General features: G+C 64.1%; 23 protein-coding genes and 1 tRNA gene. 14 read left to right on the top strand and 10 right to left on the bottom strand.

Annotated features, from left to right (window positions below):
* The first annotated feature begins 338 nt into the window (after nucleotides 1-338).
* From mltB to FAZ79_RS04205, 8 genes are all read left to right on the top strand, one after another.
* Nucleotides 339-1,382: a lytic murein transglycosylase B gene (mltB, locus tag FAZ79_RS04240; protein WP_136866734.1), complete on the top strand. Its 1,044-nt coding sequence runs from the start codon at nucleotides 339-341 to the stop codon at nucleotides 1,380-1,382.
* Nucleotides 1,372-2,190 carry a septal ring lytic transglycosylase RlpA family protein gene (locus FAZ79_RS04235; protein ID WP_211238790.1) on the top strand — a complete coding sequence of 273 codons (819 nt, stop codon included), beginning with the start codon at nucleotides 1,372-1,374 and terminating at the stop codon, nucleotides 2,188-2,190. Before mltB ends, FAZ79_RS04235 begins: the two co-directional genes overlap by 11 nt.
* Nucleotides 2,187-3,359 carry a D-alanyl-D-alanine carboxypeptidase family protein gene (locus tag FAZ79_RS04230; protein ID WP_136866733.1) on the top strand — a complete coding sequence of 391 codons (1,173 nt, stop codon included), beginning with the start codon at nucleotides 2,187-2,189 and terminating at the stop codon, nucleotides 3,357-3,359. Before FAZ79_RS04235 ends, FAZ79_RS04230 begins: the two co-directional genes overlap by 4 nt.
* A 34-nt stretch (nucleotides 3,360-3,393) precedes the next feature.
* Complete coding sequence (locus FAZ79_RS04225; RefSeq protein ID WP_136866732.1) at nucleotides 3,394-4,266, top strand: aminotransferase class IV; 873 nt, start codon at nucleotides 3,394-3,396, stop codon at nucleotides 4,264-4,266.
* Nucleotides 4,263-4,646 (top strand): DUF493 domain-containing protein, encoded by a 384-nt coding sequence (locus FAZ79_RS04220; protein ID WP_136866731.1) that lies wholly within the window; start codon nucleotides 4,263-4,265, stop codon nucleotides 4,644-4,646. The genes FAZ79_RS04225 and FAZ79_RS04220 overlap by 4 nt, the downstream gene beginning before the upstream one ends.
* A 177-nt stretch (nucleotides 4,647-4,823) precedes the next feature.
* Complete coding sequence (gene lipB, locus FAZ79_RS04215; RefSeq protein WP_136866730.1) at nucleotides 4,824-5,444, top strand: lipoyl(octanoyl) transferase LipB; 621 nt, start codon at nucleotides 4,824-4,826, stop codon at nucleotides 5,442-5,444.
* A gap of 67 nt (nucleotides 5,445-5,511) precedes the next feature.
* Nucleotides 5,512-6,489: a lipoyl synthase gene (gene lipA / locus FAZ79_RS04210; protein ID WP_169303574.1), complete on the top strand. Its 978-nt coding sequence runs from the start codon at nucleotides 5,512-5,514 to the stop codon at nucleotides 6,487-6,489.
* Between the two features lie 293 nt (nucleotides 6,490-6,782).
* Nucleotides 6,783-7,835 carry a porin gene (locus tag FAZ79_RS04205; RefSeq protein ID WP_169303573.1) on the top strand — a complete coding sequence of 351 codons (1,053 nt, stop codon included), beginning with the start codon at nucleotides 6,783-6,785 and terminating at the stop codon, nucleotides 7,833-7,835.
* Nucleotides 7,836-8,125: 290 nt separating this feature from the next.
* Here FAZ79_RS04205 and FAZ79_RS11430 read toward each other — a convergent pair whose 3' ends face one another.
* Nucleotides 8,126-8,332, bottom strand: a complete 207-nt coding sequence (locus FAZ79_RS11430; protein WP_169303572.1) for a hypothetical protein — start codon at nucleotides 8,330-8,332, stop codon at nucleotides 8,126-8,128.
* Nucleotides 8,333-8,392: 60 nt separating this feature from the next.
* On the opposite strand from FAZ79_RS11430, the gene FAZ79_RS04195 reads away from it, so the two are divergent.
* Nucleotides 8,393-9,079 carry a transposase gene (locus FAZ79_RS04195; protein ID WP_136866728.1) on the top strand — a complete coding sequence of 229 codons (687 nt, stop codon included), beginning with the start codon at nucleotides 8,393-8,395 and terminating at the stop codon, nucleotides 9,077-9,079.
* An 11-nt stretch (nucleotides 9,080-9,090) separates the two neighbouring features.
* On the opposite strand, the gene FAZ79_RS04190 is transcribed toward FAZ79_RS04195, so the two are convergent.
* The 4 genes from FAZ79_RS04190 to xerD all read right to left on the bottom strand — a co-directional run bounded on the left by FAZ79_RS04190 (nucleotide 9,091) and on the right by xerD (nucleotide 14,072).
* Nucleotides 9,091-9,996 (bottom strand): NAD-dependent epimerase/dehydratase family protein, encoded by a 906-nt coding sequence (locus FAZ79_RS04190; RefSeq protein ID WP_169303571.1) that lies wholly within the window; start codon nucleotides 9,994-9,996, stop codon nucleotides 9,091-9,093.
* A gap of 175 nt (nucleotides 9,997-10,171) precedes the next feature.
* On the bottom strand, nucleotides 10,172-11,812 hold the full coding sequence (locus FAZ79_RS04185) for a methyl-accepting chemotaxis protein (protein WP_136866726.1): 1,641 nt from the start codon (nucleotides 11,810-11,812) through the stop codon (nucleotides 10,172-10,174).
* 401 nt (nucleotides 11,813-12,213) lie between these two features.
* On the bottom strand, nucleotides 12,214-12,981 hold the full coding sequence (locus FAZ79_RS04180; RefSeq protein ID WP_136866725.1) for a DsbC family protein: 768 nt from the start codon (nucleotides 12,979-12,981) through the stop codon (nucleotides 12,214-12,216).
* A gap of 185 nt (nucleotides 12,982-13,166) precedes the next feature.
* Nucleotides 13,167-14,072: a site-specific tyrosine recombinase XerD gene (gene xerD / locus FAZ79_RS04175; protein ID WP_136866724.1), complete on the bottom strand. Its 906-nt coding sequence runs from the start codon at nucleotides 14,070-14,072 to the stop codon at nucleotides 13,167-13,169.
* 844 nt (nucleotides 14,073-14,916) lie between these two features.
* Between xerD and acs the strand changes: the two genes are divergently transcribed.
* Nucleotides 14,917-16,878 carry an acetate--CoA ligase gene (acs, locus tag FAZ79_RS04170; RefSeq protein ID WP_136866723.1) on the top strand — a complete coding sequence of 654 codons (1,962 nt, stop codon included), beginning with the start codon at nucleotides 14,917-14,919 and terminating at the stop codon, nucleotides 16,876-16,878.
* 202 nt (nucleotides 16,879-17,080) lie between these two features.
* Here acs and ubiB read toward each other — a convergent pair whose 3' ends face one another.
* From ubiB to FAZ79_RS04155, 3 genes are read right to left on the bottom strand one after another with little or no spacing between them, the layout of a single operon-like run.
* Entirely contained in the window at nucleotides 17,081-18,739 is a 1,659-nt protein-coding gene (gene ubiB, locus FAZ79_RS04165) for a ubiquinone biosynthesis regulatory protein kinase UbiB (protein WP_136866722.1), read from the bottom strand.
* Complete coding sequence (locus FAZ79_RS04160) at nucleotides 18,739-19,377, bottom strand: SCP2 sterol-binding domain-containing protein (RefSeq protein ID WP_136866721.1); 639 nt, start codon at nucleotides 19,375-19,377, stop codon at nucleotides 18,739-18,741. Before FAZ79_RS04160 ends, ubiB begins: the two co-directional genes overlap by 1 nt.
* A 35-nt stretch (nucleotides 19,378-19,412) precedes the next feature.
* Nucleotides 19,413-20,543 carry a phospholipase A gene (locus tag FAZ79_RS04155; protein WP_169303570.1) on the bottom strand — a complete coding sequence of 377 codons (1,131 nt, stop codon included), beginning with the start codon at nucleotides 20,541-20,543 and terminating at the stop codon, nucleotides 19,413-19,415.
* A 186-nt stretch (nucleotides 20,544-20,729) separates the two neighbouring features.
* On the opposite strand from FAZ79_RS04155, the gene FAZ79_RS04150 reads away from it, so the two are divergent.
* From FAZ79_RS04150 to FAZ79_RS04135, 4 genes are all read left to right on the top strand, one after another.
* Nucleotides 20,730-21,677: a CHAD domain-containing protein gene (locus FAZ79_RS04150; RefSeq protein WP_169303569.1), complete on the top strand. Its 948-nt coding sequence runs from the start codon at nucleotides 20,730-20,732 to the stop codon at nucleotides 21,675-21,677.
* Between the two features lie 37 nt (nucleotides 21,678-21,714).
* Nucleotides 21,715-21,790, top strand: a tRNA-Thr gene (locus FAZ79_RS04145).
* 261 nt (nucleotides 21,791-22,051) lie between these two features.
* The gene (locus FAZ79_RS04140) at nucleotides 22,052-22,291 is read left to right on the top strand and encodes a type II toxin-antitoxin system Phd/YefM family antitoxin (protein WP_136866718.1); all 240 of its coding nucleotides are present in this window, start codon (nucleotides 22,052-22,054) and stop codon (nucleotides 22,289-22,291) included.
* Between the two features lie 225 nt (nucleotides 22,292-22,516).
* Nucleotides 22,517-23,038 carry a hypothetical protein gene (locus FAZ79_RS04135; protein WP_136866717.1) on the top strand — a complete coding sequence of 174 codons (522 nt, stop codon included), beginning with the start codon at nucleotides 22,517-22,519 and terminating at the stop codon, nucleotides 23,036-23,038.
* 381 nt (nucleotides 23,039-23,419) lie between these two features.
* On the opposite strand, the gene FAZ79_RS04130 is transcribed toward FAZ79_RS04135, so the two are convergent.
* Nucleotides 23,420-24,778 carry an APC family permease gene (locus FAZ79_RS04130; protein ID WP_136866716.1) on the bottom strand — a complete coding sequence of 453 codons (1,359 nt, stop codon included), beginning with the start codon at nucleotides 24,776-24,778 and terminating at the stop codon, nucleotides 23,420-23,422.
* A 302-nt stretch (nucleotides 24,779-25,080) separates the two neighbouring features.
* Complete coding sequence (locus FAZ79_RS11650) at nucleotides 25,081-25,317, bottom strand: GDCCVxC domain-containing (seleno)protein (RefSeq protein ID WP_136866715.1); 237 nt, start codon at nucleotides 25,315-25,317, stop codon at nucleotides 25,081-25,083.
* Between the last annotated feature and the right edge of the window lie 29 nt (nucleotides 25,318-25,346).

Genomic DNA, 25,346 nt, shown 5'->3' with positions numbered 1-25,346 from the left:
GGCGACATCGCGCCTTGATCACGAACGACTCGCCAAGCCAGAGTGGCATGGCATGCGTGCAGACCTTCCCTTGGGACCGCTCGATGATTTGGCGATGTCTCTGCGGGTCGCCAAGGGCCCAGATGCAAGACGCCGTCCGTAGTGAAGGGCCGAGTCCTTCACAAGGGCGGCAACGCCGCAGGTGGGTCCTTGGCGGCCCGCCCGCTGGGGCAGCCGGGCTTGCTCCCGCACGGTGTTGCCGCCCCTTGGCGGACAGCTGTCCTGCCGGCGCTGCGGTGCCCGGATCGCGAAATAGCCCGGCTGCCAGAGACGTTGCCAACTCATCGAGAGGTTCCTTAATGACACACGCTTTGAACCGCGCCACGCAAGGCGTTCTGGCCGCCGCTTTCCTCGCTGTCGGCAGCGCGCAGGCCGGCGATTACCTCGACCGCGAACCGGTGCAGGCGTTCATCGACGAGGCGGTCGGCGAGACCGGGGTCTCGCGCGAGCAGATCGAGGCCTGGCTGGGGGATGCCGAGTACCAGCAGAAGATCATCGACGCGATCACCCGCCCGGCCGAATCCAAGACCTGGGGCGAGTACCGCCCCATCTTCATCACTGACAAGCGCATCGAGCGCGGTGCGGCCTTCATGCAGGAACACGGCGAGCTGCTCGACGAGGTCGCCTCGACCTACGGCGTCTCGCCCTACGTGATCACCGCGATCATCGGGGTGGAGACCTACTACGGGCGCATCACCGGCGGCTACCGGGTGATCGATGCCCTGGCGACGCTGGGCTTCGATTACCCGCGCCGCGGGGAATTTTTCCGTGGCCAGCTGGTCGACTTCATTCGCCTGGCCGGCGAGGAAGGCATCTCCATGGACAAGGCCGAGGGCAGTTACGCCGGGGCGATGGGGCTGCCGCAGTTCATCCCGTCGAGCTACCGGCATTACGCGGTCGACGGCGACGGCGACGGTCACCGCGACCTGTGGGACAGCCATCACGACGTCTTCGCCAGCGTGGCCAACTACTTCGTCGAGCACGGCTGGGGGCAGGGCGAGCCGGTGATGTTCGAGGTGGACATCAACGGCGCCGAGGTCGACGACCTGCTCAACCGGGCGCGCGATCTCGCGCCCAAGACCACCCTGGCCGAACTGCGCGAGCGCGGCGTGACCGTGCCGGACGACGCGCCGGTGCCGGACGACTTCGAGGTGATGCTGTTCACGCTCACCGATGGCGATGACGTCGCCTATCACGTGGGACTCAATAATTTCTATGTCATCACCCGGTACAATCACAGCGTGCTCTACGCGACAGCCGTCTGGCAGCTGGCCCAAGCAATCGAACAGGCAACTGCCGATGCGGCCACGTCGGCGGGGCATGACGGGGCCGATGCCGGCTGATGCCATGATCGAGTGGCGTCACCGTCTGCCTGGCGCGGCGGTCGTTGCGCTGGTCGGGACGCTGTTGCTGGCCGGCTGCGCCAGCGGTCCGTCCCCGGATCGGGCGGCCACCCGCGATGCCGTCCCCCGCGACGAGCCCTATTCGAGCCGCGGCAACCCCGACAATTACACGGTGCTGGGCGAGCGCTACACGGTGCTGGCCAGCAACACGGGCTTTCGCGAACGCGGTCTCGCCTCCTGGTACGGCAAGAAATTCCACGGGCGGCTGACCTCGTCGGGCGAGCCCTACGACATGTACAAGATGACCGCGGCGCACAAGTCGCTGCGCCTGCCGACCTACGTCCGGGTGACCAACCTCGACAACGGCAAGAGCGTGGTGGTGCGGGTCAACGATCGCGGCCCGTTCGTCGACGGGCGGATCATCGACCTGTCCTACGCCGCGGCGCACAAGATCGAGATGACCGGCAAGGGCACCGTGCCGGTCGAGATCGAGGTGGTCGGTCCCGACGACACGCGCACCGCGACCCGGAATTCCGCCTCGTCGGGGAACCGTTCCGGTCGCGCGATGCCCAATGCCCGCTGGGGCGAGAATGTCTTCGTCCAGGTGGGCGCCTTCCGCGACGCGGACAATGCCGAGGAAATCGGTGCGCGCCTGCGTCGCGCGGGGCTCTCGACGGTCAGCCAGTCGGCCGGCGGTTGGACCCGGGTGCGCGTCGGCCCGCTCGCCTCGGCCGACGAGTTCGATGCCGTGCGCGAGCGCCTGCGACAACTCGGCTTTCACGAAACAACGATGGTGGTGAAGAAATGATCAAGGCCTTGTCCACGACATGGCGAGGCGGCTGGTTTGCCGGCCTGCTGGCGACGACCCTGCTTTCCCTGGTGGCAACAAGCACGTATGCCGCGTTGCCCACGCCGGGCGCGCCCGATCTCTCGGCGCGTTCCTATGTGCTGCTCGACTACGCCACCGAGCAGGTGATCGTCGAGCGCGACGCCGACCGGCCCGTGCCGCCGGCGAGCATCACCAAATTGATGACGGCCTATCTCGCCTTCCAGGCGATCAAGAGCGGCAATATCGCCCTCGACGACCAGGTGACGGTCAGCGAGAAGGCCTGGCGCATGGGCGGCTCGCGCATGTTCATCGAGGTGGGCACGCAGGTCACCGTCGAGGCGTTGTTGCAGGGCATGATCGTGCAGTCGGGCAACGATGCCGCCACCGCGCTTGCCGAGTACATCGGTGGCAATGAGGAGTCGTTCGTCGCGCAGATGAACGCCACCGCCGAGCGCCTCGGGATGGACGAGACCCACTTCGAGAACCCCACCGGTTGGCCGGCCGAGGGGCACCTGATGTCCGCGCGCGACATCGCGACCCTGCTCTCGCAACTGATCCACGAGTTCCCGGACCTCTACAAGTATTTCCGCCAGAAGTCCTACACCTATGGCGGCATCAAGCAGTACAACCGCGAAAAGCTCCTGTTTCGCAACGAGTGGGTCGACGGCGGCAAGACCGGTCATACCGAGGCGGCCGGCTACTGCCTGGCCACCTCCGGGGCGCGCGACGGCATGCGCCTGATCGCCGTGGTGCTGGGCACCGACAGCGACGAGGCGCGCAACAACCAGGCCGAGGCCCTGCTCAACTACGGCTTTAGGCACTTCGAGACCGTCGATGTGCGCTCGGGTGGCGAGACACTGGCCAGTCCGCGCGTCTACAAGGGCGAGATGGACCAGACCCCGGTCGGGCTGCGCCAGGATCTCTCGGTGCTGGTGCCCAAGAATCAGCGCGACGACCTGGCCATCAGCCTCAAGCTCGACGGCGAGCTGACCGCGCCGCTGAACCAGGGCGATGCCGTCGGCTCGCTGGTGGTGCGCCTGGGCGAGCAGGCCATCGCCGAGCGACCGGTGGTCGCCTTGTCGGACAATCCGGAGGGTGGTCTGGTCAAGCAGGCGACCGATAGTTTCTGGCTCTGGTGGGATAACTGATGATCGACCCGATGCCGTTTGTCGAGGTGCTCTTGTGACAAGCAAGCCACGGCCGGTCTATCTCAACGGTGAGTGGTGCGATACCGACACGGCGCGCGTGTCGGTGCTTGATCGTGGCTACCTGTTCGGCGACGGCGTCTACGAGGTAATCCCGGCCTTCGCCGGTCGGCTGTTCGGTCTCGACGAGCACATGGCACGCCTGTCGCGCAGCCTCGAGGCGATCGGCATCGCCGAGCCGTTGGGACGTGATGACTGGCAGGCCATCTTCGACCGGCTGCTCGCCGGCATCGACGCCCCCGATGCCGCCATCTACCTGCAGGTGACGCGCGGCGCGCCGGCAAAACGTGACCATGCCTGGCCGGGCGACGAGGTGCATCCCGGCGTGATGGCCACCGTCTCGCCGGTCGGTTCGATCGCCGGCGGCGCGCGCGTGATCACGTTGCCCGATGCGCGCTGGGCGCGTTGCGACATCAAGAGCATCAACCTGTTGCCCAACACCATGGCGCGCCAGCAGGCCCTCGAGCAGGGCTGCGACGAGGCGGTGCTGGTGCGTGACGGGCTGGTGATGGAAGGGGCGGCGACCAACCTGTTCGCCGTGATCAACGGGCGTTTGGTCACCGCGCCGACCGGGCCGCGCATCCTTGCCGGCATCACCCGCGGGCTGTTGCTCGACCTGGTGCGCGACGAGCGGCTGGTCGAGGTGGACGAATCGTTCATCACGATCAGCGCCCTGCGCGAGGCCGACGAGGTGTTCCTGACCAGCTCGACCAAGGATCTCTGGCCGGTGGTCGAGATCGACGGCCAGCCGGTCGGCTCGGGCGCGCATTCCGGCCGTGCCGGCCCGGTTACCCGGCAGCTCGACCAGCATTTCCAGGCACTCAAACACCCGCAACGGAGCTCGCGATGACCGACGATTCTTCCCCGAACGGGAAAGGCAATGGCCCCCTCGAGGCTCGACCCGATGGGCAATTGACCGCCTGCGATCCCAACGCCAAGCCCACGGCGGCCGAGGACGAGGCGGCGCTCGAGCGCGAGACCCTGATCGACTTTCCGAGTGAATTCCCGATCAAGGTCATGGGCCCGGCCACCGATGCCTTCATCAACGACATCAAACAGGCCGTCGACGACGTCATCCCCGGGCTGCCCGAGTCGGCCTGGAAACAGCGCGCCAGCGGCAAGGGCACCTTCGTCGGCCTGACGGTCACCTTCACCGCCACCTCCCGGAAACAGATCGACGACGTCTACCGCGCGATCACCGCGCACCCGGACGTGAAGATGTGTCTGTGAACGAAGCCGGAAGCTTGAAGCTGACAGCTGAAAGAGGGTGTGCGCGGAACTCGGAGTAGGGTTTTTCTCACTCAGAAATCTTTCAGCTTCGAGCTTTTTCACTGTGGGTCGGGCTTCAGCCCGACAATCGGCCGGGAGGCCGATTTCCCGGCCAATAAGGTTTGTTCCCCGCTTCTTATGCCCCGATCCCCCCAATTTCGCTGGCTAGGCGAACGGCGCGACTACCGCGCCACCTGGGCGGCCATGCGGCGTTACACGGCGAAACGGTCAACCGAGAGCCCGGATGCCTTCTGGGCCCTGACCCACCCGCCCGTGTTCACCCAGGGGCTGGCGGGTCGGCCGGAGCACCTGCTGAGTCCCGGCCACATTCCGGTCATCCCGACCGACCGCGGCGGGCAGGTGACGTATCACGGCCCGGGCCAGTTGGTGTTGTACACGTTGGTCGATCTGCGCCGCGCCGGCCTGGGGCCGCGCGACTGGGTCCATCGGCTAGAACAGGTCGTGATCGACTGGTTGGCGGCGCGGGACGTGCTCGCCGCGCGCCGATCGGATGCCCCCGGCGTGTACGTCGATCACGCCAAGATCGCCGCCCTCGGCCTGAAAATCCGACAGGGGCGCTGTTATCATGGCCTGTCGTTCAATATCGACATGGACCTGGCTCCATTCGCCCGGATCAACCCCTGCGGCTACCAGGGGCTGGCCGTCACCGACGCGAAGCGATTGCTCGGCGACACGGACGCCTTGCCGACCATCGCCCGCGAGTTCGCCGCCGACCTCGGCGCATCGCTTACCCCGTAGGAGCGCCTTCAGGCGCGAAACCCCGGACACCGCATCCGTTGCGTCCCGCGCCCCCGGAGACCCAATCATGACCGAAACGACCGACAACGCCGCCAAGCCCGACGGCCCGACGCGCGCGATGCGCTCTTCCGACAAGGTCTCGCGCATCCCGGTCAAGATCGAGCCGTCGGCCCCGATGCGCAAGCCCAGCTGGATTCGCGCCCGGCCGCAGGGCGGGGCGGAGGTCCAGCGCCTCAAGCGCGTGGTGCGCGAGCAGGGGCTGAACACCGTCTGCGAGGAGGCCAACTGCCCCAACCTGGGCGAGTGTTTCAACAACGGCACCGCCACCTTCATGATCCTTGGCGACATCTGCACGCGCCGGTGTCCGTTCTGCGACGTGGCCCACGGTAAGCCGCGCCCGGTCGATCCCGAGGAGCCGGCCCGACTGGCCGAGACCGTGCGCGCCATGGGGCTGAAGTACGTCGTGATCACCTCGGTCGATCGCGATGATCTGCGCGACGGCGGCGCGCAACACTTCGCCGATGTGATCCGCGCCCTGCGCGAGGTCAACCCCGGACTGATCGTCGAGATACTGACCCCCGACTTCCGTGGCCGGGTGGAAAAGGCCATCGACATCCTCAGCGCCGAGCCGCCGGACGTGTTCAACCACAACCTCGAGACCGTCCCGGAGCTCTACCGCGCCGCCCGACCGGGCGCGAGCTATCAGGGCTCGCTTGACCTGCTCGCCGAGATGAAACGTCGCTGCCCCGACGTGCCCACCAAGTCCGGGCTGATGCTGGGGTTGGGCGAGACCGACGAGCAGTTGCTGAGCGAATTGCAGGACATGCGCGATCACGGCGTCGACATGCTCACCCTCGGTCAGTACCTGCAGCCCTCCGTCCACCACCTGCCGGTCAAGCGCTTCGTCTCCCCCGAGCACTTCGCTGAGCTCGGCCGCCAGGCCGAAGCGCTCGGCTTCACCCACGTCGCTGCCGGTCCGATGGTGCGCTCGTCCTACCACGCCGACCAGGGCGGGTTTGATGTGTTGAAGAAGGCGGGAAGCTGATCGCTTCAAGAGTTCAGAGGTCAGAAATCAGAGGTCAGAGGGCGGAGCGGCCGGGGTTGAGGTAGGTAGCGAACCCACCATCTTCTCATCTCTGATTTCTGACCTCTCACCTCTTGCGCCGAAGGCGCCTTGTTGCACCCATGCAACAGAAAAGCGCCAGTTTGTTGCAAACCGGCCCCCGAGGGGTTGTCAGCGCATCCCATCTGACTAGTATTGGCCGCGTACCTGGCCAAACGCACCGCATGATGCCGGGGAAATTTGGAAATCTCACAACCACATTGGAGATGGAACCGATGAAAAAGAACATCATCGCAATGGCAGTTGCTGCCGCTGTTGCCGCTCCGGCAGCTGCTATGGCCGACACCACCCTGTACGGCAAGATCCACGCCTCTTACGACTTCTTCGGTGGCGACAACGCCAACGATCGTGACTACAGCGTCGCCTCCAACTCTTCCCGTATCGGTCTGAAGGGCAAAGAAGCGATCTCCGACAACCTGTCCCTGATCTACCAGTGGGAAGAAGGTATCGATTGGGGCGACGGTCGAGACGAAACCGGTGACAAGCCGCGGAACACGTTTATCGGCTTCACCGGTGGTTGGGGTTCTGCCATCGCTGGGCGTCACGACACCCCGATGAAGAGGGTTGGTCGTAAATACGAGCTGTTCAATGAAACCGTTGGCGATTCCCGTGCCCTCATCCGCGGCAAGGCCCTTGCTGGCGCCAACGACTGGGATGCCCGCACGAACAACACTGTTGCCTACATGACTCCGGATCTGGGTGGCTTTACTGCTAAGCTCGCTTACATTTCCGATATGAGCGATGACGTAAACAATAACGAAGACGGCTACAGCGTAAGCGCTGGCTACGAGGTCGCTGGTTTCATGATCGATGGTGCCTACGAGCAGCACAACAGCGACGCTGAAGACCTGGAAGCTTACCGTGTGGGCGCTGGTTACAAGATCGGCGGCTTCAAGATCGTTGGTCTTTACCAGAACGCCGACATGATCACCTCTAACCCGGAAAACGGTGACCAGGACGTATGGGGTCTGGGTGCTGCATACAGCTTCGGCAAGAGCACCATCAAGGCTCAGTACTACACCGCTGACGACGTTTCGGGTACCGGTAACGAAGACACCGGCGCTGACCTCTGGGCCGTTGGTTACGACTACAAGCTGAGCAAGCAGACCAGCGTTTACGCTGTGTACGCCGCTGTAGAAGCTGATGCTGAAGGTAACGGTTACTTTATCGGCAAGGGCTCTGGCCACTCTGGTCAGGTAGGCGATGCTTTCGGCGCTGCTACCGAAGACAGCAATGCCTTCTCCGTGGGTGTCGTCCACAAGTTCTAATCAATCCTGAGATTGATCGGAACCACAAAGGCGCTTTCGGGCGCCTTTTTTCGTTGCTGTCGCGGTTTTCGGTGGCAACGAAAAAAGCACGAATGCCGGTGGATGCTTAATTCCGGTGCTCGTGATTTGTCGGTGACGTGTTGGGCTTTTTCGGCGTGGGAAGCGAAAAAGGGGTCAGAACCCTTTTCTGATTTGTCTTCGAACATTCGTGGGGAAAAGGGGTCAGAACCCTTTTCTGATTTGTTTCCCGGCATCCTGGTTCGCTAGTCTTTAGCGACCAATCGATTTATTCATGCAACGACAAGGACGTCGTCATGCCCAGAAAGCCCCGGCTGTTCGTGCCCGGTGTGCCACAGCATGTGGTTCAGCGCGGTAACAATCGGCAGCAAACCTTCTTCGATGAATCCGATTTTCGGCTTTACCTCGACTGCCTTCGCCTGGCGGGCGAGGAGTTCCGAAAAGGGGTCAGAACCCTTTTGTGATTTGTTTTCCGGCATCCTGGTTCGCTAGTCTTTGGCGACCAACCAATTTATTCATGCCACGACAAGGACGTCGTCATGCCCCGAAAGCCCCGGCTGTTCGTGCCCGGTGTGCCACAGCATGTGGTTCAGCGCGGTAACAATCGTCAGCAGACCTTCTTCGATGAGTCCGATTTCCAGCTTTACCTCGAGTGCCTTCGTCTGGCGGGCGAGGAGTTCGGTGTGTCGGTTCATGCCTACGTTCTGATGACCAACCATGTCCACCTGCTGGTCACGCCGGATTCGGCCGAGGGGTTGTCCCGGACGATGCAATCCGTCGGGCGTCAGTATGTGCTGAAGATCAATCGCAAGTACCGCCGGAGCGGGACGTTGTGGGAAGGGCGATTCAAGGCGGGGCTGGTGGGATCGGAGCGGTATTTGCTGACGTGTTATCGCTACATCGAACTCAATCCGGTCCGCGCACGCATGGTGGCGGCTCCCGGCGAATATCCATGGTCAAGCTACGCCAGCAACGCCTTTGGCGCCTTTGATGACCTGGTCGTGCCGCACGAGCGTTATCTGAGCCTGGCGTCAACGCCGGAGAGGCGGCAAGAGAAATATCGTGAATTGTTCTCCGCTGCCATTCCGGGTGGCGATCTTAATCTTCTCCGTCGGGCGACCGAACAGTCGGCCGTCGCTGGCACCGAGGATTTTCAGCGTCGGATGGCCGACAGGGTTGGTCGAACGGTTGCTCCCCGGCCACCCGGCCGTCCTGCCAGAAAATAGTTCTGACCCCTTTAGGAGAGATTTCGCGGGCAATCTGCCAAAGCCGCGGCCAGGGTGGGGTAGCGGGGATGCCATCCGAGGGCGCGTTGAATGGCGCTGGCGTCCACGCGCCGTGACTCGGTGAGGAATTCTCGGGCCATGGGGCTGGCCTGCTCGAGGATGCTGGCCAGCGAGGCCTCCGGCGGTTGTGGCAGGCCGAAGTGGGCCGCGATCTGGCGGTAGGTGACGTTTACCGGGGTAGGGTGGTTGTCGGAGACATTGAAGGTGCCGGTGACGGGGTGCCCAGTCTCGATACGATCGATCAGCAGGCGCAGGATGTCGACCAGGTCGTCGGCGTGGATGCGGTTGGACCAGGGCGCTTCGGGGCCGGTTGGCACGGGGGTGCCTCGACGCACCTTCTCGACAGGCAGGCGGTCGCAGGCGTAAATGCCGGTCACGCGCAGATTGCAGTGTGGAATCCCGTGTGTCTGCGCGTAGGCGTGACACTGGGTTTCCGCGTCCAGGCGCCGGTGCCCTCGATCATGGGCCGGAGCCGGTGGTGTCGTCTCGTCCACCCAGTGGCCGCCCCGATCCCCGTAGACGCCGGTGGTGCTGATGTAGACGAGGCCCGTCGGTGGGTTCGCGGCCTCGCGCAACCAGTGTGTCAGGCGCGGGTCGGTCTGGCCTTCACGCGGGGGTGGCGCCAGGTAGATCCAGATTGCGTCGTTCGGTGCGACCTCGGCGGGGAGGTGATCCTCGCGGTCCAGGTCGACCGCAACGGCACGCCATTCGCCGCGATGGCCCTCGGGGCGTTCTGCCTGATGGCGGCTCACCGCGATGAGGTCGTGGTCGGTCAGTCGATGGGCGAGTCGTCGCGCGATATCGCCGTAGCCGATCAGGACGATCGGCGAGCGGTTGGGATGGGCGTCTGATTGCATGGGGTGCCTGATCGTCGGAGTGGTGGCAAAGGGCTCAAGACTAGCCGTTCGGTGTGGTGGCTGCAGCATGTCCATCGTCCATCACGCGGCTTGTTGTCATCCTGCGAGGCAAACGTCACGAAAAAGACCCGCCGTGAGGCGGGTCGTTACGTTTCGGCGTTCGCGACGGCGGAGGCTACAGCTTGAAACCGGCCAGCCGCGCCTGCAGTTCCTCGGCGAGTCGGGCAAGCTCGGCCGAGGCGGTCTTGGTCTGGGTGGCGCCCTGTGCCGATTCCTCGCTGATCTGCGAGATGGTCTGCACGTTGCGATTGACCTCCTCGGCCACGGCGCTCTGCTCCTCGGCGGCGCTGGCGATCTGGAAATTGAGGTCGTTGATGCCGTTGACCCCGTTGGCGATCTCGCCCAGGGCCGCCTCGGTCTCCGACATGGCCTGGGTGCTGTGATCGACCTGGTTGTGGGCGCGCTGCATCGCCGCCACTGCGGCGGTCGAACGCGATTGCAGCCGGTCGATCATGCCGTGGATTTCCTCGGTGGAGCCCTGGGTGCGCGAGGCCAGCGCCCGCACTTCCTCGGCGACCACGGCGAAGCCGCGACCGTGCTCGCCGGCGCGGGCCGCTTCGATCGCCGCGTTCAGCGCCAGCAGGTTGGTCTGGTCGGCGATCGCACCGATCACGTCGAGCACCTTGCCGATTTCCTCGGACTCGGCCTTGAGCGAGTCGATGGTCTCGGAGGACTGGCGGATCTCGTCGGACAGGATGCCCACCGCGTTGACGGCGTTGCCGAGGATGGTCTGGCCGTGCTTGGCCGAATCATTGGCCGCCTGAGCGCTGCTGGAGGCATCCGAGGCATTGCGGGCGACGTCCTCGACGGTAGCGGTCATCTGGTTCATGGCCGCGGCGACCTGCTCGATTTCCTGCATCTGGCGCGCCACGCCACGATCGGTCTGCTCGGAGACCGCCGAGGTTTCCTCGGCCGCCGAGGCCAGTTGCTCGGAGGCCTCGCCGATGCGCTTGAGGGTCTCGCGCAGCGATTCGCGCGCGGTGTTCATGTGCGTGATGATCTCGGCGATCTCGTCACGGCTGTCGAGCGTCACCGGCTCGTTGAGGTTGCCCTCGGCGAAGTTGGTGGCAAACCGGTCGGCCGCCTTCAGTCCGCGGGTGACGCCATGGATGATCCAGGCCGCGATCGCGATGATGATCAGCACATTGATTAACGTGATGCCGATCGAAATCAATACGTCCTGCTCGACACGCTCGCTGGTGCGGGCAAGCTCTTCCTCCATGTTGTCGCGCAGGATGCCCTCGTAGGTGCTTGCCGCCTCCTCGAAGCGCGGCAGTACCTCGGTGAGGGTGAGGATCAGCAGGGCCTGGGCGCCGACGTAGTTGCCCTCCTCGAGTTTCTCGATCAGCGGCCGGAAGGCGACGTTGACCAATTCCTCCTGGGTGGCGAACAGCGCCTGTTGGGCCTCGTTGGACTCGGTCTGGCGATGCTGGATCGCGGCGATCTTGGCGTTGACCTCCTCCAGAGCCGCCAGGTTGTTGCGGATGATGTCCATGTGCTGGTCGATGCCGTGGGCATGCATCGCCGCGGTTCGGCCTTCCGGATCGTGTTGCAGCGCCAGCAGCGACTGGGTGGTCATCTGGTTGAGCAGTTGCACCGACGTGCCGACGTGATTGATCGGCATGATCCGCAATTCGTGGTTCTTCTCGGCGAGCTCGTGCCCCTTGAGCTCGGCGTAGATGCCGAACAGGCTGGTGCCGACCGTGGCGGCGCCGGCAAGGACCACGAGCAGGATGAGTTTGGCCTTGATCGTCATGGTGGTGGCAATGCTCCTGTGGTGGCTCGAGTTGCCCGTCGTCGACGCCGACCTGTCACCTCCGCAGTGACGGGTGGGCGTGGCCATGACGGGATCTCGATCTTCTTGTGTCGTTCTATCGGTCGGGAGGCGCCCGACTTTAGCGAAACGCGTGACATTTCGTCCACGTCGCCGCGTGTCAGGGCATGACTAGCCAGAATCGTGCCGGAGGCGAGGCGCGTTGGCGGGGCGCGGTCTGCGCGAGGTGTGGATACTTGAGGGTCGCCGGATCGTCAATGGCTTGACGACCCTTGCCGTGGTCATGATCCCGAGACGCTTCGTCTGCGGAGCGACAAACAAAAACCCCGCGCTGAGGGGGCGCGGGGCATGTCGTCTCGTCTCGTCGAGAGAGGTGGGTTGGCTTACCCGCCGCTTTGCTCGATCGCCTGCAGCATCACGTTGGCCGGGCGGTAGCCGGGCATGGCCGCGCCATTGGGCAGGATCGTGTAGGGCGTACCGCTCATGCCGAGACGGCTGGACAGGGCCATGTTTTCCTCGATCATGTCGTTGCGGCAGGCCTCGGCATCAACCGAGTTGCCCTTCATGGCCCGCTCCAGGGCCTCCTTCGGGTCGTCGGCGCAAGCCACCCTGGAGGACAGCTCGAAACCCTTGGAGCCCGGTCCCTGGCGCGGGGTGAGGATGTAGGTGACCTCGACGCCGGCCTCGCGCAGCTTGGGCAGTTCCTTGTGCAACTTGTCGCAGAACGGGCAGGTCGGATCGGTAAGGATGGTGATCGCGTGCTTGGTTTCGCCCTCGGCGGGGTAGACCAGCTTGCGCTCCTCGCCGATGTCCTTGAGGGTCGCGAGTCGCTGCGCGTCCTGCTTGCCCTGGGTGAGGTTCTGCCGGTTCTCCACGTCGATCAGGTCACCGGCGATCAGGTACTTGCCATCGGCGGTGACGTAGGCGATCTGGCCATTGGAGTTGAGCTCGTAGATGCCCTGGGCGGGGGTTTCCTCGATCGAGTCGATCGGCACGCCGGGCATGTGCTTCTGGATGCTGGCGGTGATCGCGTCCTTGTCGCTGGCCGGGTCGGCGGCCATGGCCGAGGTCGCCCCCATGCTCATGGCGATGGCAAGGGGCAGGGCCGTCAGGCCGCGACGGGTGGCTAGGGGGAAGCCTGTGTTTCGCATCGTGTAATCAACCTGGGTTTGTATGGTCGTGTCCGGATATGGGGTCCGACGGATCGAATTGGATGCTCGAAGGCCGTCCGGGTTCCATCAGCCAGCCATTGTGACACCACCGGGGGCTGGGTTGAATCCAGATCGCCCACCGTGGGCGATCGGGATTTTCCAGGCGGGGGCGGCCCGACACATCGTCATCCGCGCGGGTGGTGCTCGGCGTGCAGCGCCTGCAGCCGAGCCGTGGCGACGTGGGTGTAGATCTGGGTGGTGGAGAGGTCGGCGTGGCCCAGCAGCATCTGCAGGGCCCGCAGGTCGGCGCCATGGTTGAGCAGGTGGGTGGCGAAGGCATGGCGCAGGGTGTGGGGCGAGGGCAGGCGTGCCAGCCCCGCGTGGCGCGCGTGGTGCTTGAGTCGGTACCAGAAGGCCTGGCGCGTCAGCGGCGCGGCCCGGTTGGTGACGAAGACCGCGTTTACCTGGCGCTCGCCCAATAACGCCGGGCGCGCCTCGCCGAGGTAGCGGCGCAGCCAGTCGATCGCCTCGTCGCCGATCGGCACCAGGCGCTCGCGTCCGCCCTTGCCGGTGATGCGTGCCAGGCCGTGGGCCAGGTGGATCTCGTTGAGCGTCAGGTCGACCAGCTCCGAGACCCGCAGGCCGGTGGCGTACAGGGTCTCCAGCATGGCCCGGTCGCGCAGTCCCAGTGGGCTGGCAGTATCGGGGGCATCGAGCAGGGCCTCGACGTCCGCCTCGCTCAGGTCGGTGGGCAGGCTGCGCGGGCGACGAGGTGCCGGCAGGTCGGCGGCCGGATTGGGCTGGATCAGGCCCTCGCGGTTTGCCCAGGCATAGAACCGCCGCAGGGCCGAGCGCATGCGCGCCACCGAGCGCGGAGCGGCCCCCTCGCTGAGCCGCTCGCCGAGCAGGCGGTTGAGGGCCTCGCCGCTCGCCACGACCAGGGCACGGCTCTCGTCGGTGGCTTCGTCCCCCGACAGCCGACGCGCGGCCAGTTCGAGGTCGCGGCGATAGGCCGCCCGGCTGTTCTCGGCCAGGTTCTCCTCCAGCCACAGCGCCTCGACAAAGGCCGTGATCAGTTCGTCGTCCTGCATGCTTGTGCCTGGCGGTGTCTCGGGGTCATGCCTCCATTATGCGGGGAGAGTTCGGTTCCAAGGAAACGCGGCGCGACTCGATTTAGCGAGTCGTCTACATGGGCCTAGAAGGCATGTCCTTGCTCGGTGTTGCCCCTTCGCCGCTCCCTATGTTGTCGCCTTGGGTTATCTCCCTGGGTTATTGCTCTTGCCCCATCTTCGGCACGGCACCTGGATTGCGAATATGTCGGTCGGCCAGAGGCGCCCCCGAATCGTGCGGGAGCTCTCTGGGGAGCGAACCGCTTGATCTGGCGATGAAACCGGATGGATTCCCCACTTTTCCGACGGGTTTTCCACTTTTTTATCCACAATCAGTCCGGCTTGGGGCGCCGCTTATCACAGCCACCGGCGACGCGCCAAGGGCTTTGTCAGGGAAAGTGGTCTCGCGGGGCGGGTGTGAGAGAAAGGTTGTAATAACAAACAGTTATATATTCCGCGTTCGGGGTGGGTTGGTGCTGGTCAAAAAATACGCAATTCGCGCAACTGCCTGATGGGGCGTTGTCCGGGGAGGTTGTCGGCGCGTTTTCCACGAGGTTGTCCACAGCTTCTGTGCATAACTGGTTTTCGTCTCGTCGAAACCCTTTCCCGGCAATCACTTGGCAGCAAAACTTGGGGATGCGTTCAGGAATCACGCGCTAAGTTGACGGCCTACTGGCGTGGCGTTTCCCAGCCCCGCGGCGAATTTTGCTAATCTTGCGCGGTGCGATTGCCCCGGGCCCTTGGGTCGACCTCGTTCGGGCCGGGGCGGCGCCTGCCCGTGTGCGGGCGCCATGACTACCGATTCACGAATACCGATGGAGTCTTTATGGATAACCTCGAGTCCATTCTGAGCGAGAATCGCGTCTTCTCGCCGTCAGCGGAATTTTCCGACCGGGCGAGAATCGGGTCGCGTGCGGCCTATGACGCGTTGGTCGCAGAGGCCGAGCAAGATTTCGAGGGCTTCTGGGCGCGACTCGCGCGCGAGTTCGTCACCTGGGATACGCCGTTCACCCAGACGCTGGACGATTCGGACGCGCCGTTCTTCAAGTGGTTTGCCGACGGCAAGCTGAATGTCTCGGTCAACTGCATCGACCGTCACCTGCCGGAGAAGGCGGACAAGACCGCCATTATCGGTGAGGCGGACGACGGCACCGTCAGCCATATTTCCTACCAGGAGCTGCACGACCGTGTCGCGCGCTTCGCCAACGGCCTGAAGGCCCAGGGCATTGGCAAGGGCGATCGCGTCATCATCTACCTGCCGATGATTCCCGAGGCGACCGTGGCCATGCTCGCCTGCGCGCGCATCGGCGCGATCCACTCGGTGGTCTTCGGCGGCTTCTCCGCCGAGGCGCTGCGCGATCGCATCAACGACACCGACGCCAAGATGGTGATCACCGCCGACGGCAACATGCGCGGCGGCAAGAAGGTCACCCTCAAGGGCCAGGTCGACAAGGCGCTCGAGCACGGCTGCCCGTCGGTCGAGACCGTCATCATGCTCGAGCACATCGGCGGCGTGGCCACCGGCACCTCCAGCGCAAAGGAGATGACCTGGGCCGAGGCCATCGACGGTCAGCCGGCCGAGTGCGAGCCGGTGATGGTCGAGGCCGAGCACCCGCTGTTCATCCTCTACACCTCCGGTTCCACCGGCAAGCCCAAGGGCATCGTGCATTCCTCGGGCGGTTACCTCGTCAACGCGGCGATGACCTGCTCCTGGGTCTTCGACCTCAATGACGACGACGTCTACTGGTGCACCGCGGATGTGGGCTGGATCACCGGCCACACCTACGTCACCTACGGCCCGCTGGCGCTGGGCGTCACCCAGGTGGTCTTCGAGGGCGTGCCGACCTACCCGGACGGCGGCCGCTTCTGGGACATGGTCGAGCGCCACAAGGTGAGCGTCTTCTACACCGCGCCGACCGCCATCCGCGCGCTGATGAAGCTCGGCGACGAGGTGCCGAACAAGTACGACCTCTCCAGCCTGCGTCTGCTGGGCACGGTCGGCGAGCCGATCAACCCGGAGGCCTGGGTCTGGTACCACCAGGTCATCGGCGGCGGTCGTTGCCCGATCACCGACACCTGGTGGCAGACCGAGACCGGCGCCCACGCCATCGCCCCGATCCCGGGCGCGATCGACCTGGTGCCGGGCTCCTGCACCCTGCCGCTGCCGGGCATCATGGCCGACGTGGTCGACGATCACGGCAAGAAGGTGCCGACCGAGAGTGGCGGCAACCTGGTGATCAAGAAGCCGTGGCCGTCGATGCTGCGCACCATCTGGGGCGACGACGAGCGCTTCAAGCGCACCTACTTCCCGGACAACCTGCCGGGCTACTACCTGGCGGGCGACTCCGCGCGTCGTGACCAAGATGGCTACATCTGGATCATGGGCCGCATCGACGACGTCATCAACGTCTCGGGCCACCGCCTGGGCACGATGGAAGTGGAGTCGGCGCTGGTGGCGCACCCGGACGTGGCCGAGGCCGCCGTGGTGGGCCGTCCGCACGACGTGAAGGGCGAGTCGATCGTCGCCTTCGTCGTGGTCAAGGGCGACCGCCCGCAGGGCGAGGCCGCCGAGGCCATGGTCAAGACCCTGCGCGACTGGGTCACCGAGCAGATCGGGCCGATCGCCAAGCCGGACGACATCCGCTTCGGCGACAACCTGCCCAAGACCCGCTCGGGCAAGATCATGCGCCGCCTGCTGCGCGGCATCGCCAAGGGCGAGCCGCCGGAAGGCGATACCTCCACCCTGGAGAACCCGGCCATCCTCGAGCAGCTGATGGGCAACGACTGACCCATCCGCCCTCGCGGAACCAAAAAACCCCCGTCGCCGATGGCTGCGGGGGTTTTTGTTTGGAAGCTCAAGGCTATCCGCTAGATGCCGGAAGAGGGAGCGCGTAGGAGCGGCTTTAGCCGCGATGGCAAGATCGAGCAGGTGGCCTGCCCTCGCCGGGGATGAACGCCGAGACCGCCCTGCCGACCCTCTCGTCCAGCGTTCAGCGCCGCAAGCCGGCGAAGAGAAAGCCGACGGCACCCACGAGTTCCGCCCAACCGATCCACGACAAGGCCATGAGGCCTTCCTGCTCGATGCGCGCGCCCTGCGTGGCGAGGAACACCACCAGCAGCAGCGCACCGATGAGCGTCAGGCGGTTGCGGAAGCGGTCACGGTGGGCCTCGTGGCGCAGTGATGCCAGTTCCCGCTGCTGCCCTTCCAGGAGGTCTGACTGGCGGTGGACCTGCTGCATGGCCTGGATGGACAGGCGCGGCAGTTCGGAGAGGTGCTGGTTGAGGTAGGGCAGCTCGTCCTTGAAGCGTTCGAGGAAGGCCTTGGGGCCGATGCGCTCGCGCATCCAGCGTTCGATGAACGGCTTGGCGGTCTGCCACAGGTCGAGGTCCGGGTAGAGCTCCCGGCCCAGCCCCTCGATGGCGAGCAGGGTCTTCTGCAGCAGGACCAGTTGCGGCTGGACCTCCATGTCGAACTGGCGCGCGACCTGGAACAGACGCAGCAGGAAGTGGCCGAAGGAGATTTCGCGCAACGGCTTCTGGAAGATCGGCTCGCAGACCGTGCGGATGGCCGCCTCGAACTCCTCGACCCTCGTCGTGTTCGGCACCCAGCCGGACTCGACGTGCAGCTCGGCCACGCGGCGGTAGTCGCGGTTGAAGAAGGCGTGGAAGTTCTCGGCCAGATAGCGCTGGTCCTCGGGCATCAGCGAGCCGACGATGCCGAAGTCCACCGCCATGTAACGCGGCTGCTCCGGGTCGCTCGCGTCGACGAAGATGTTGCCCGGGTGCATGTCGGCGTGGAAGAAATTGTGCTTGAACACCTGGGTGAAGAACACCTCCACGCCGCGTTCGGCCAGCCGCTGCATGTTGACGTTCGCCGCGCGCAAGAGATCGGTGCGCGCGATCGGAATGCCGTGGATACGCTCCTGGACCAGCACGTCCGTGCGGCACCAGTCCCAGTAGACCGCCGGCACGTAGAGCATCGGTGAGCCCTCGAACTGGCGCTTCAATTCGGCGGCGTTGGCCGCCTCGCGCTGCAGGTCGAGCTCGTTCATCAACGTCTTGTCGAATTCGGTGACCACCTCCACCGGGTGCAGGCGCGGGCCTTCCGACCAGTAGCGCTCCGCCAGCCGCGCCACGGTGTAGAGGATCTCGAGATCACTGCGGATGCGCCGGTGAATGCCGGGCCGGGTGATCTTGACGATCACCTCCTGGCCGTCGTCCAGGGTGGCGGCATGCACCTGGGCGATGGAGGCCGAGGCCAGCGGTTCGGCCTCGAAGCGGGCGAAATGCTCGGTGACCGAGGCGCCGAGGGCCGCCTCGATGCGCTGGCGGGCGATTTCGGCGGGGAAGGGGCGGACCCGATCCTGCAGGGCCGAGAGGGCCTCGGCGAGATCCGGCGGCAGCAGGTCGCGCCGGGTGGAGAGCATCTGGCCGAACTTGACGAAGATCGGCCCGAGGTCCTCGAGTGCCGCGACCAGCCGTTCGCCACGCGTGCGCTGGCGGTTGTTGGAGAACCAGTACCAGGGCGAGACGAACTTCAGAAACCGGATCGGGCGGAAGATCTTGAGCGCCAGCACGATCTCGTCGAGACCGTGGCGCAGCAGCACGAACTGGATTACCACCAGGCGCCAGAGCAGTCGGGGTCGCATCAGGCCTCCTTGGTGGCGGGTGTGGCGTGTGGGGGCGCGGCGGTCTCGAGTCGCTGGATGCGTCGTTCGAGACGCTCGACCGCCGCACGCGTTTCGTCCACCCCTTCCAGGAACGCCGGCAGGTCGAAGTCGTCGGCGACGAGTCGTGCCTCGTGGACGAGGTAGTCGTGTTGCTCGATACGGCGGGTCTCGCGCCATTCGGCGGCCGTGCGGCGTGCCTTGCGGGCGACCTGTTCGATCACGCCCGCGGCCGAGACGCCGATCTTCTCGGCCAGCCAGTCGGCCCAGTCGATGTCGAGCTCGCTCAGGGCGCGCAGCAGGCGGGTGGCTGCCTGCTCGTCGCCCTCGATCGCGAGGTCGCCGGTGAACAATGAGTCCGAGTGGTGTTCGCTTTGCAGGGCGGCAAGCAATGCCGGGCCGCTGGTGTGGATGCGTGCATCCGGGGTGAGGTCATCGCCCATGCGCCACATCAGCCCCTTGGTGGTGGGCGTGATGGTGATCGTGAGAGGGGGATGTTCGATCTCGACGGCGATCACCAGCCCCGCCAGGGCGGCCAGGCGGGCGCGCGCCGTCGCGTCGCGCTCGATGAGCCGGTTGATCACGGTCTCGGCGCTGAAGCGCAGGGTGGTGGAAATCATGGGGCAGTGGCAATTACGGGGCAAACACGGGTGGATCAAAGCCAATCGGTCAGGGCGATGCCCACGCCGATGCGGCTGACCGAGCGATTGTAGTCGATCAGGCTTTCCCCGTAGCCATTGAAGTACTGCACATAGCCCTTGACGCGCTTGGACAGCGGGAAGCTGTAGTCCACCTGGATCGCACCCTTGTTGTTGGCGAAGTCGAGGTTGTTGCGCAGTGTGGCGGCAATGGTCTGCTCGTTCCACTTGTAGGCCAGCAGCAGGTCGCCATAGCCCATGTAGTCGGTGATGTCCGGGTTCTCGTCCTCGTCGGCCTCGGGCAGCCGGTACCAGGCGCGCAGCCGGCCGGCGAAGTTGCCGCGGCCGAAGGAGGTGCTGGCGGCGAGCCGGTTCCAGCTGCGCGACCGCTCGCCGCCCTGGCCGTTGGAGGTATGGATCAGCGAGAGTCGATTGCGCTTGAAGGTCAGACCGGCCAGCGAGAAGTCCGTGTCGATGGTCAGGCCCACCTCCGGCTCGTAGTTGGTCTCGCGAAACGGGGAGGAGGCATCCTGCTCCTCGCCCAGCAGCTTGGTGTTGTAGGTCTGCCAGAGCGACAGTTGCGTGTAGCCGAAATACAGCGCGGTATTGGGGCCGAACGGGTCCTCGAACCAGTCGAACTGGAACGAGAGCTGGAACTTGGTCTCGGCGTGCTGTGGCTCGAAGTCGTACACGTCACGCGACAGGTCGGTCGGCGTGTAGGTCGCCGGCATGATGTAGTTGGGCTTGTAGCTGCGCATCACGAACGGATTGCGCTCGCCCGACTGCTCGGACTGCAGTCGTCGCTCCAGGGCAACCGGCTCGGACTCGTTGATCAGCGGGATGGTCTCATTGTCCTCCATCCCAGAGTCGGCGACAGGTGTTTCCTGCGTGCTGCTGGGTGACGGTTCCCATGCCCCGGGTTTCGCGGTGTCGTTCTTGGTGGTGTCGTTCTCGATCGCTACCGGTCCGCTCGAGGCCAGTCGATCAAAGCAGGCCAGCCGTTCCGTGTCGGCATCGATCTTGGCGCAGGCCGACCAGTCGGGCACGGCGGTTTGGGCAGTGGCCGGGCTCAGAACGCCGAGCAGGACCAGTCCGGACAGCGTGGCGGATAGATGACCGTGGTTGAGATGGAGCAGGGGACGGGACATGGCGGCAAGTCTTTGATGGATGGCGGTCGGTGGGCCATGATAGACGGAAGGGAAGGTCGGCACGAATCCGATAGCGCTCGGCATCGTTCCGACTCAGCCGGCGGCATGCCGCCTCGGGGAAGACATGAGTCAGGGGCTCGGAGTTCCGCCACCAATGCCGGAGGAGAAGGGCCGGAGGAGAAGGGTATGGGGCAGGCCAAGAAGCACGCTCGGCAACTGGATGCCGATTTCCTCGCCCAGCCGGCCGGCGAGGTCGCTGCCGTGCTCATTCGCGCCCAGCAGGGTGTTTTTCGTCGCGCCTGGGTCCATTATCTAGAGGCGGCCGCTGATGATCCCGAGGCCCTGCACGATCTGCGGGTCGAGTTGCGGCGCCTGCGTGTCTGGTTGCGGTTGTCGCGCGACGTGGTTCGAACGCGTAAGTCGACACGGCGGCGCCTCAAGGCGCTGGCTAGGGCCAGCAGCCCGATGCGTGATCACGAGGTGATGCTGGAATTGCTCGATCGCGTGGCCCGGGATGCCGACGGCGCCGATGTCGCGGCTCGGATACGTCGTCTCGCCGAGGCACGTCAGCCGGCGGACGTCGAGCTGGTGTTCGACGTCAAGCCCGGCCTCAAGCCGCGGGCACGCAAGGACACTATGCCGTTCGACCGCTGGTTCGCGAGCCAGGTCGCCATGATGACCGAGTACATCGAGCGGGACCTGTCGGTCGGTCGTTCGGGGTTCCACGCCGCACGCATCCAGGTCAAGCATCTGCGCTATTTGATCGAACCCATGAACGAGCCCTTTGCTGCGGTCGACCCCATGCTGGTCGACCTCAAGACCATCCAGGATTGGCTGGGCGACCTGCACGACCTGGTGGTCTTCCGCGCGCACCTGGCCGATTACGGCGGCTGGCTGTTGACCGACACGCTGCCCGCCCCGCTCGCCCGTCCCGGCAAGCAGGCCCGGCCATTGACTCAGACCTTCGCCGGCGTGCGCGACGACATCATCCGGCTCTCGGCCTGGCAGGACGCCCAGTTCGAGGCGATGTGGCGTGACTGGGAAACACGCCGCCCGGCGCTCGAGAAACGACTGTATGCGGCCCGCAATCGCATGATCGGCGAGCTCGAAAAGGCCGCGCCGGTAGCGAATTGACAAGCCAGAGGAAAACGACAAGAATGCCCGGTCCCGCGCCGGAGTAGCTCAGTTGGTAGAGCAGGTCATTCGTAATGACAAGGTCGGGGGTTCGACTCCTCTCTCCGGCACCACAAGTCCTTGATTTCGGGCGTTTCCTATAGCTGACGCCATCACCAGATATCACTCGAAATCAACCGATTTGCACACGTTTTGCACACAGAATGCACACGCGTGCAGGCCTCAAAAGAGGCAGAGAAGGCCCCGCCAGACGGTCGGCCAGGACGTCCATCAAGGGCGATCCTGGAGCGAACCGGGCGGGGCCTTTTTGTTGGCTTGCATCCCGCGGGGAGACCTGTCTAATTGATGGTTGAGACGATCGCGAGGTGCGAATCATGACGAGCTTGGTAGCCAGCATCAGTGAGCTGAAGAAAAACCCGATAAAGGTCCTTGAGGAGGCCGAGGGGCACCCGGTCAGGATCCTGCATCGCGATCAGAAGGTCTTCTACTGCGTGCCGCCTGACATCTATGAGCAACTGGTCGAGATGGCGGAGGACCAAGGGTCGAACGCCATCGCCGATGCCCGCCTGTCCGACGGGCAGGAAACCGTGCCGGTGGCCCTTCGCGACCTCTGAGCCTGCCTTCCCAAGTCAGGTAACACAGGTTCGGCTCGTGCGCGGCGGCCTCCTGACGGCCCTTGATTGGGTTGATTGGTCTCAACCAAGTCCAGCCTGAGCAACTCGTCGTCATTGCTGTGTGGATTTCACGCGGCAGCGCGAAGCCCTCCTTTTCAGTCTCCCTCTCCTCGCCAAATCCTGTCGTCCGCTAATGGGTCTCACCCACTAACAGGAGATCTTTCGATGACCACCATCTACACGGGCGACCAGGCGATTGTCGAGGTTCTGAACGTTTCCGTGGTCCACGTCCACCGACATGCGGACGAGCTCTCGGTGATTCGCCGGATCGGGGAGAAGCGAATCACTTCGGATACCGCGCTGATGGGCTGGACGGCGCACCTAGTTGGCCAAGGCAGTGTGCAGGTGGAGGAGTCGGAAGGCCCAACATTCCGACGATCCGAGGCATCCGGCGATGCCGCTTTGACGATGCCTGCCTGGGCTTGCCTGCCAAGCCGTCCGTCAACGAATGTCGGATTCCTGGTCGGTGACCAGACGATCATTGACTTTCTGGATATTTCGGTCGCGACCCTACGACGTCACGCCCCAGATCTTCCCTTTCTCCGTCGCATGGGTGACCTCCGAGTCACCTCGCTTGTCGCCATCGAGGTATGGCTCAGGGAGCCGCTGATGCCGGCGCAATCCTCACATCCAGTGGCCAAGCCAGGACCCGGTCGTCCTCGGCAGTCGGCTCACGCGGTTCATTGAGGTCGTTCGGGGTCGGTCGGCCCTTCAGGCAAATTGTCATGGGTATCCATGAGGGGGCGCAGTTGGGTGAGATCCGCGGATTCGGTGTAATCCCCTCAGATATGAGTTGATATCAGATGATATGAGATGAGATTGGATGCGACGAGATGGGAGGACTCCGGATCGGATGGTCTGGGGAAGGACAGGTTGCAGCACCCCACAGTTCTGGCACTCGTGGAGCTACTGACTGGCGTCAGTGGGCATGGTCTCAGTTGCTGAGTGCCCACATGCTCGACAGGTGATTGCCGACTGGAGGGTGATCATGCCGTTGGGCATGGCTTCTTCTCTTGGGTCGTCTGAACCGGCTGCGTCGATCGACATATCAAGTCGGTGATCGGTCACTTAATCGTGATGCTCGGGCGTGCGTTTCTCTTCGTCGTCCGAGTGACTTCGTCCCCAGACCCTTTGCAGGAAAAACCACTCCGCTGCCGCGATGGCAATCATCGCGGCTACCGCCACGCCGAGCACAAACGGGTCCGTGTTGAGTTTCACCCAGACAAAGCCCAACAGAGCGAGCAGGTTCAGGAAAATGGCCATAGCGGGAACCCATGCCCGCGCATCTACCTCTGTCTTTAGATAACGAAGCACACCCCACTGGATAGCGATGTCCATGACCAGGTAAAAGACGATGCCTAAGGCCGCGATCCGGGAAAGATCGAAAAACGCCGTCAGGAGGATCCCCAGGACGACGGTGTAAACCAGGGTATGTTTCTGGATGCTACCAGGCATCCCGAAATGCCGGTGAGGAACCAGTTTCATCTCGGTCAGCATTGCAAGCATGCGTGAGACGGCGAAGATGCTTGCGAGGATGCCGCCCGCCGTCGCCATCATCGCGATGATGACCGTGAACCAAACACCGTATTCGCTCAGGGCAGGTCGAGCTGCTGCCGCCAGTGAATAGTCTCTCGTTTCTATGATTTCGGCCAATGACAGATTGCTGGCGACGACAAAGCCAACCAGGGTGTAAATGACGACACAGGCGGCGATGGAAATAACGATCGCGCGGCTGACGTTTCGATGGGGGTCGCTTATTTCGGACCCACTGTTGGTAATCGTGGTGAAACCCTTGAAGGCCAGGATGCCCAGCGCGGTGGCGCCGAGAAAATTCCCGATGGTTCCCGCCTCACCGGTGCTCGAGAAATCAACGGTGATGCTGTCAGCGAGCCAGACCCCCACCAGGCCGAAGAGTAAAATGCCGCCGATCTTGAGAATGCCGATGAGCGAGGCAACTCCCTGAATGAGGCGGTTGCCCAGTAGGTTGATCAGGAAGGCGGCGATAATGAGTGACACGCCGAGAATGGATACCAATCTGCCGGATCCATCTCCACCGAAAAGTTGCACGGAATACGATCCGAAGGTTCGTGCAAGGAAGCTTTGAGCGATGACCATCGAGAAATACATCAACAAGGCATTGAATGCTGTCGGCAAACGGTTTCCGTAGGCCTTGTAGAGGTACATGCCAATGCCGCCGGCAGATGGCCAGGTGTTCGAGATTTTTATATAGGAATAGGCACTGAAGCCCACAATGACCGCCGCGGACAGAAAGGCGAGGGGAAACAGCACGCCGGTCATCTCAGCCATTTGCCCCGTCAGGGCAAAGATGCCGGCACCAATCATGACGCCAGTGCCCAGCATCACCGCTCCGGGCAGGGTGAGGCTCCCTTCCTGGTAGGTGGTCGATCTGTCGTTCTCTTTGCTCATCCTGGTCCCCGGTGTAGGCCTTCGGAATCGATCGTCATGGCCTTGTGGTGGCGGTCACCCGAAAGACACGTCCGTGCGGACGTCCCCGAACGCGGGGATGTCGTAGCGCAGGTGACGCCATTCGTTAACGGACAATAGCCCCCATCCTGAGACGGGGGACTTGCCTCATGCTTTTTCTAGACGTTTTACCGAGGTCGTTGCCGACACCGCCAAGCGGAAAGAAGAAGCTTCGCAAGACTCGCAAGCAGAATGTGGATCCGAACGATCCGTTTACGTGGACTTGAACGAAGTGGAGGCCCCGCTCAAGTTCTGTTGGGTTTTGCTTCGCAACATCCGTAGTCGCCTTGGATCGGTGGGCATGGCACGCTGCCGTAAGAGCAGAACACGCAACAGTCGCCCGGCGTCGGGCGTAGCAAGGTCTGGCACCCAACGCATTCATAGAACCACTGGCATGCGTCGGTCGGCATGGTCTCGGTTTGCGAATGGCCGCACTCGGGGCAGGTGATCGTCGATTCCAGGAAAATGTTCGCACTTGGCATTGCAGCCTCCACCTGAGTGTTTGTCGGTG

Source organism: Guyparkeria sp. SB14A, assembly GCF_005096345.1.
Lineage (GTDB): Bacteria > Pseudomonadota > Gammaproteobacteria > Halothiobacillales > Halothiobacillaceae > Guyparkeria > Guyparkeria hydrothermalis.
This window is presented reverse-complemented; position numbering and strand designations above follow the sequence as displayed.

Bases quoted from the DNA above. Each gene is read 5' to 3' on its own strand.
- mltB (WP_136866734.1), top strand. From the start codon at position 339: ATGACACACGCTTTGAACCGCGCCACGCAAGGCGTTCTGGCCGCCGCT.
- FAZ79_RS04235 (WP_211238790.1), top strand. From the start codon at position 1,372: ATGCCGGCTGATGCCATGATCGAGTGGCGTCACCGTCTGCCTGGCGCG.
- FAZ79_RS04230 (WP_136866733.1), top strand. From the start codon at position 2,187: ATGATCAAGGCCTTGTCCACGACATGGCGAGGCGGCTGGTTTGCCGGC.
- FAZ79_RS04220 (WP_136866731.1), top strand. From the start codon at position 4,263: ATGACCGACGATTCTTCCCCGAACGGGAAAGGCAATGGCCCCCTCGAG.
- lipB (WP_136866730.1), top strand. From the start codon at position 4,824: ATGCCCCGATCCCCCCAATTTCGCTGGCTAGGCGAACGGCGCGACTAC.
- lipA (WP_169303574.1), top strand. From the start codon at position 5,512: ATGACCGAAACGACCGACAACGCCGCCAAGCCCGACGGCCCGACGCGC.
- FAZ79_RS04205 (WP_169303573.1), top strand. From the start codon at position 6,783: ATGAAAAAGAACATCATCGCAATGGCAGTTGCTGCCGCTGTTGCCGCT.
- FAZ79_RS11430 (WP_169303572.1), bottom strand. From the start codon at position 8,332: ATGCCGGAAAACAAATCACAAAAGGGTTCTGACCCCTTTTCGGAACTC.
- FAZ79_RS04195 (WP_136866728.1), top strand. From the start codon at position 8,393: ATGCCCCGAAAGCCCCGGCTGTTCGTGCCCGGTGTGCCACAGCATGTG.
- FAZ79_RS04190 (WP_169303571.1), bottom strand. From the start codon at position 9,996: ATGCAATCAGACGCCCATCCCAACCGCTCGCCGATCGTCCTGATCGGC.
- FAZ79_RS04185 (WP_136866726.1), bottom strand. From the start codon at position 11,812: ATGACGATCAAGGCCAAACTCATCCTGCTCGTGGTCCTTGCCGGCGCC.
- FAZ79_RS04180 (WP_136866725.1), bottom strand. From the start codon at position 12,981: ATGCGAAACACAGGCTTCCCCCTAGCCACCCGTCGCGGCCTGACGGCC.
- xerD (WP_136866724.1), bottom strand. From the start codon at position 14,072: ATGCAGGACGACGAACTGATCACGGCCTTTGTCGAGGCGCTGTGGCTG.
- acs (WP_136866723.1), top strand. From the start codon at position 14,917: ATGGATAACCTCGAGTCCATTCTGAGCGAGAATCGCGTCTTCTCGCCG.
- ubiB (WP_136866722.1), bottom strand. From the start codon at position 18,739: ATGCGACCCCGACTGCTCTGGCGCCTGGTGGTAATCCAGTTCGTGCTG.
- FAZ79_RS04160 (WP_136866721.1), bottom strand. From the start codon at position 19,377: ATGATTTCCACCACCCTGCGCTTCAGCGCCGAGACCGTGATCAACCGG.
- FAZ79_RS04155 (WP_169303570.1), bottom strand. From the start codon at position 20,543: ATGTCCCGTCCCCTGCTCCATCTCAACCACGGTCATCTATCCGCCACG.
- FAZ79_RS04150 (WP_169303569.1), top strand. From the start codon at position 20,730: ATGGGGCAGGCCAAGAAGCACGCTCGGCAACTGGATGCCGATTTCCTC.
- FAZ79_RS04140 (WP_136866718.1), top strand. From the start codon at position 22,052: ATGACGAGCTTGGTAGCCAGCATCAGTGAGCTGAAGAAAAACCCGATA.
- FAZ79_RS04135 (WP_136866717.1), top strand. From the start codon at position 22,517: ATGACCACCATCTACACGGGCGACCAGGCGATTGTCGAGGTTCTGAAC.
- FAZ79_RS04130 (WP_136866716.1), bottom strand. From the start codon at position 24,778: ATGAGCAAAGAGAACGACAGATCGACCACCTACCAGGAAGGGAGCCTC.
- FAZ79_RS11650 (WP_136866715.1), bottom strand. From the start codon at position 25,317: ATGCCAAGTGCGAACATTTTCCTGGAATCGACGATCACCTGCCCCGAG.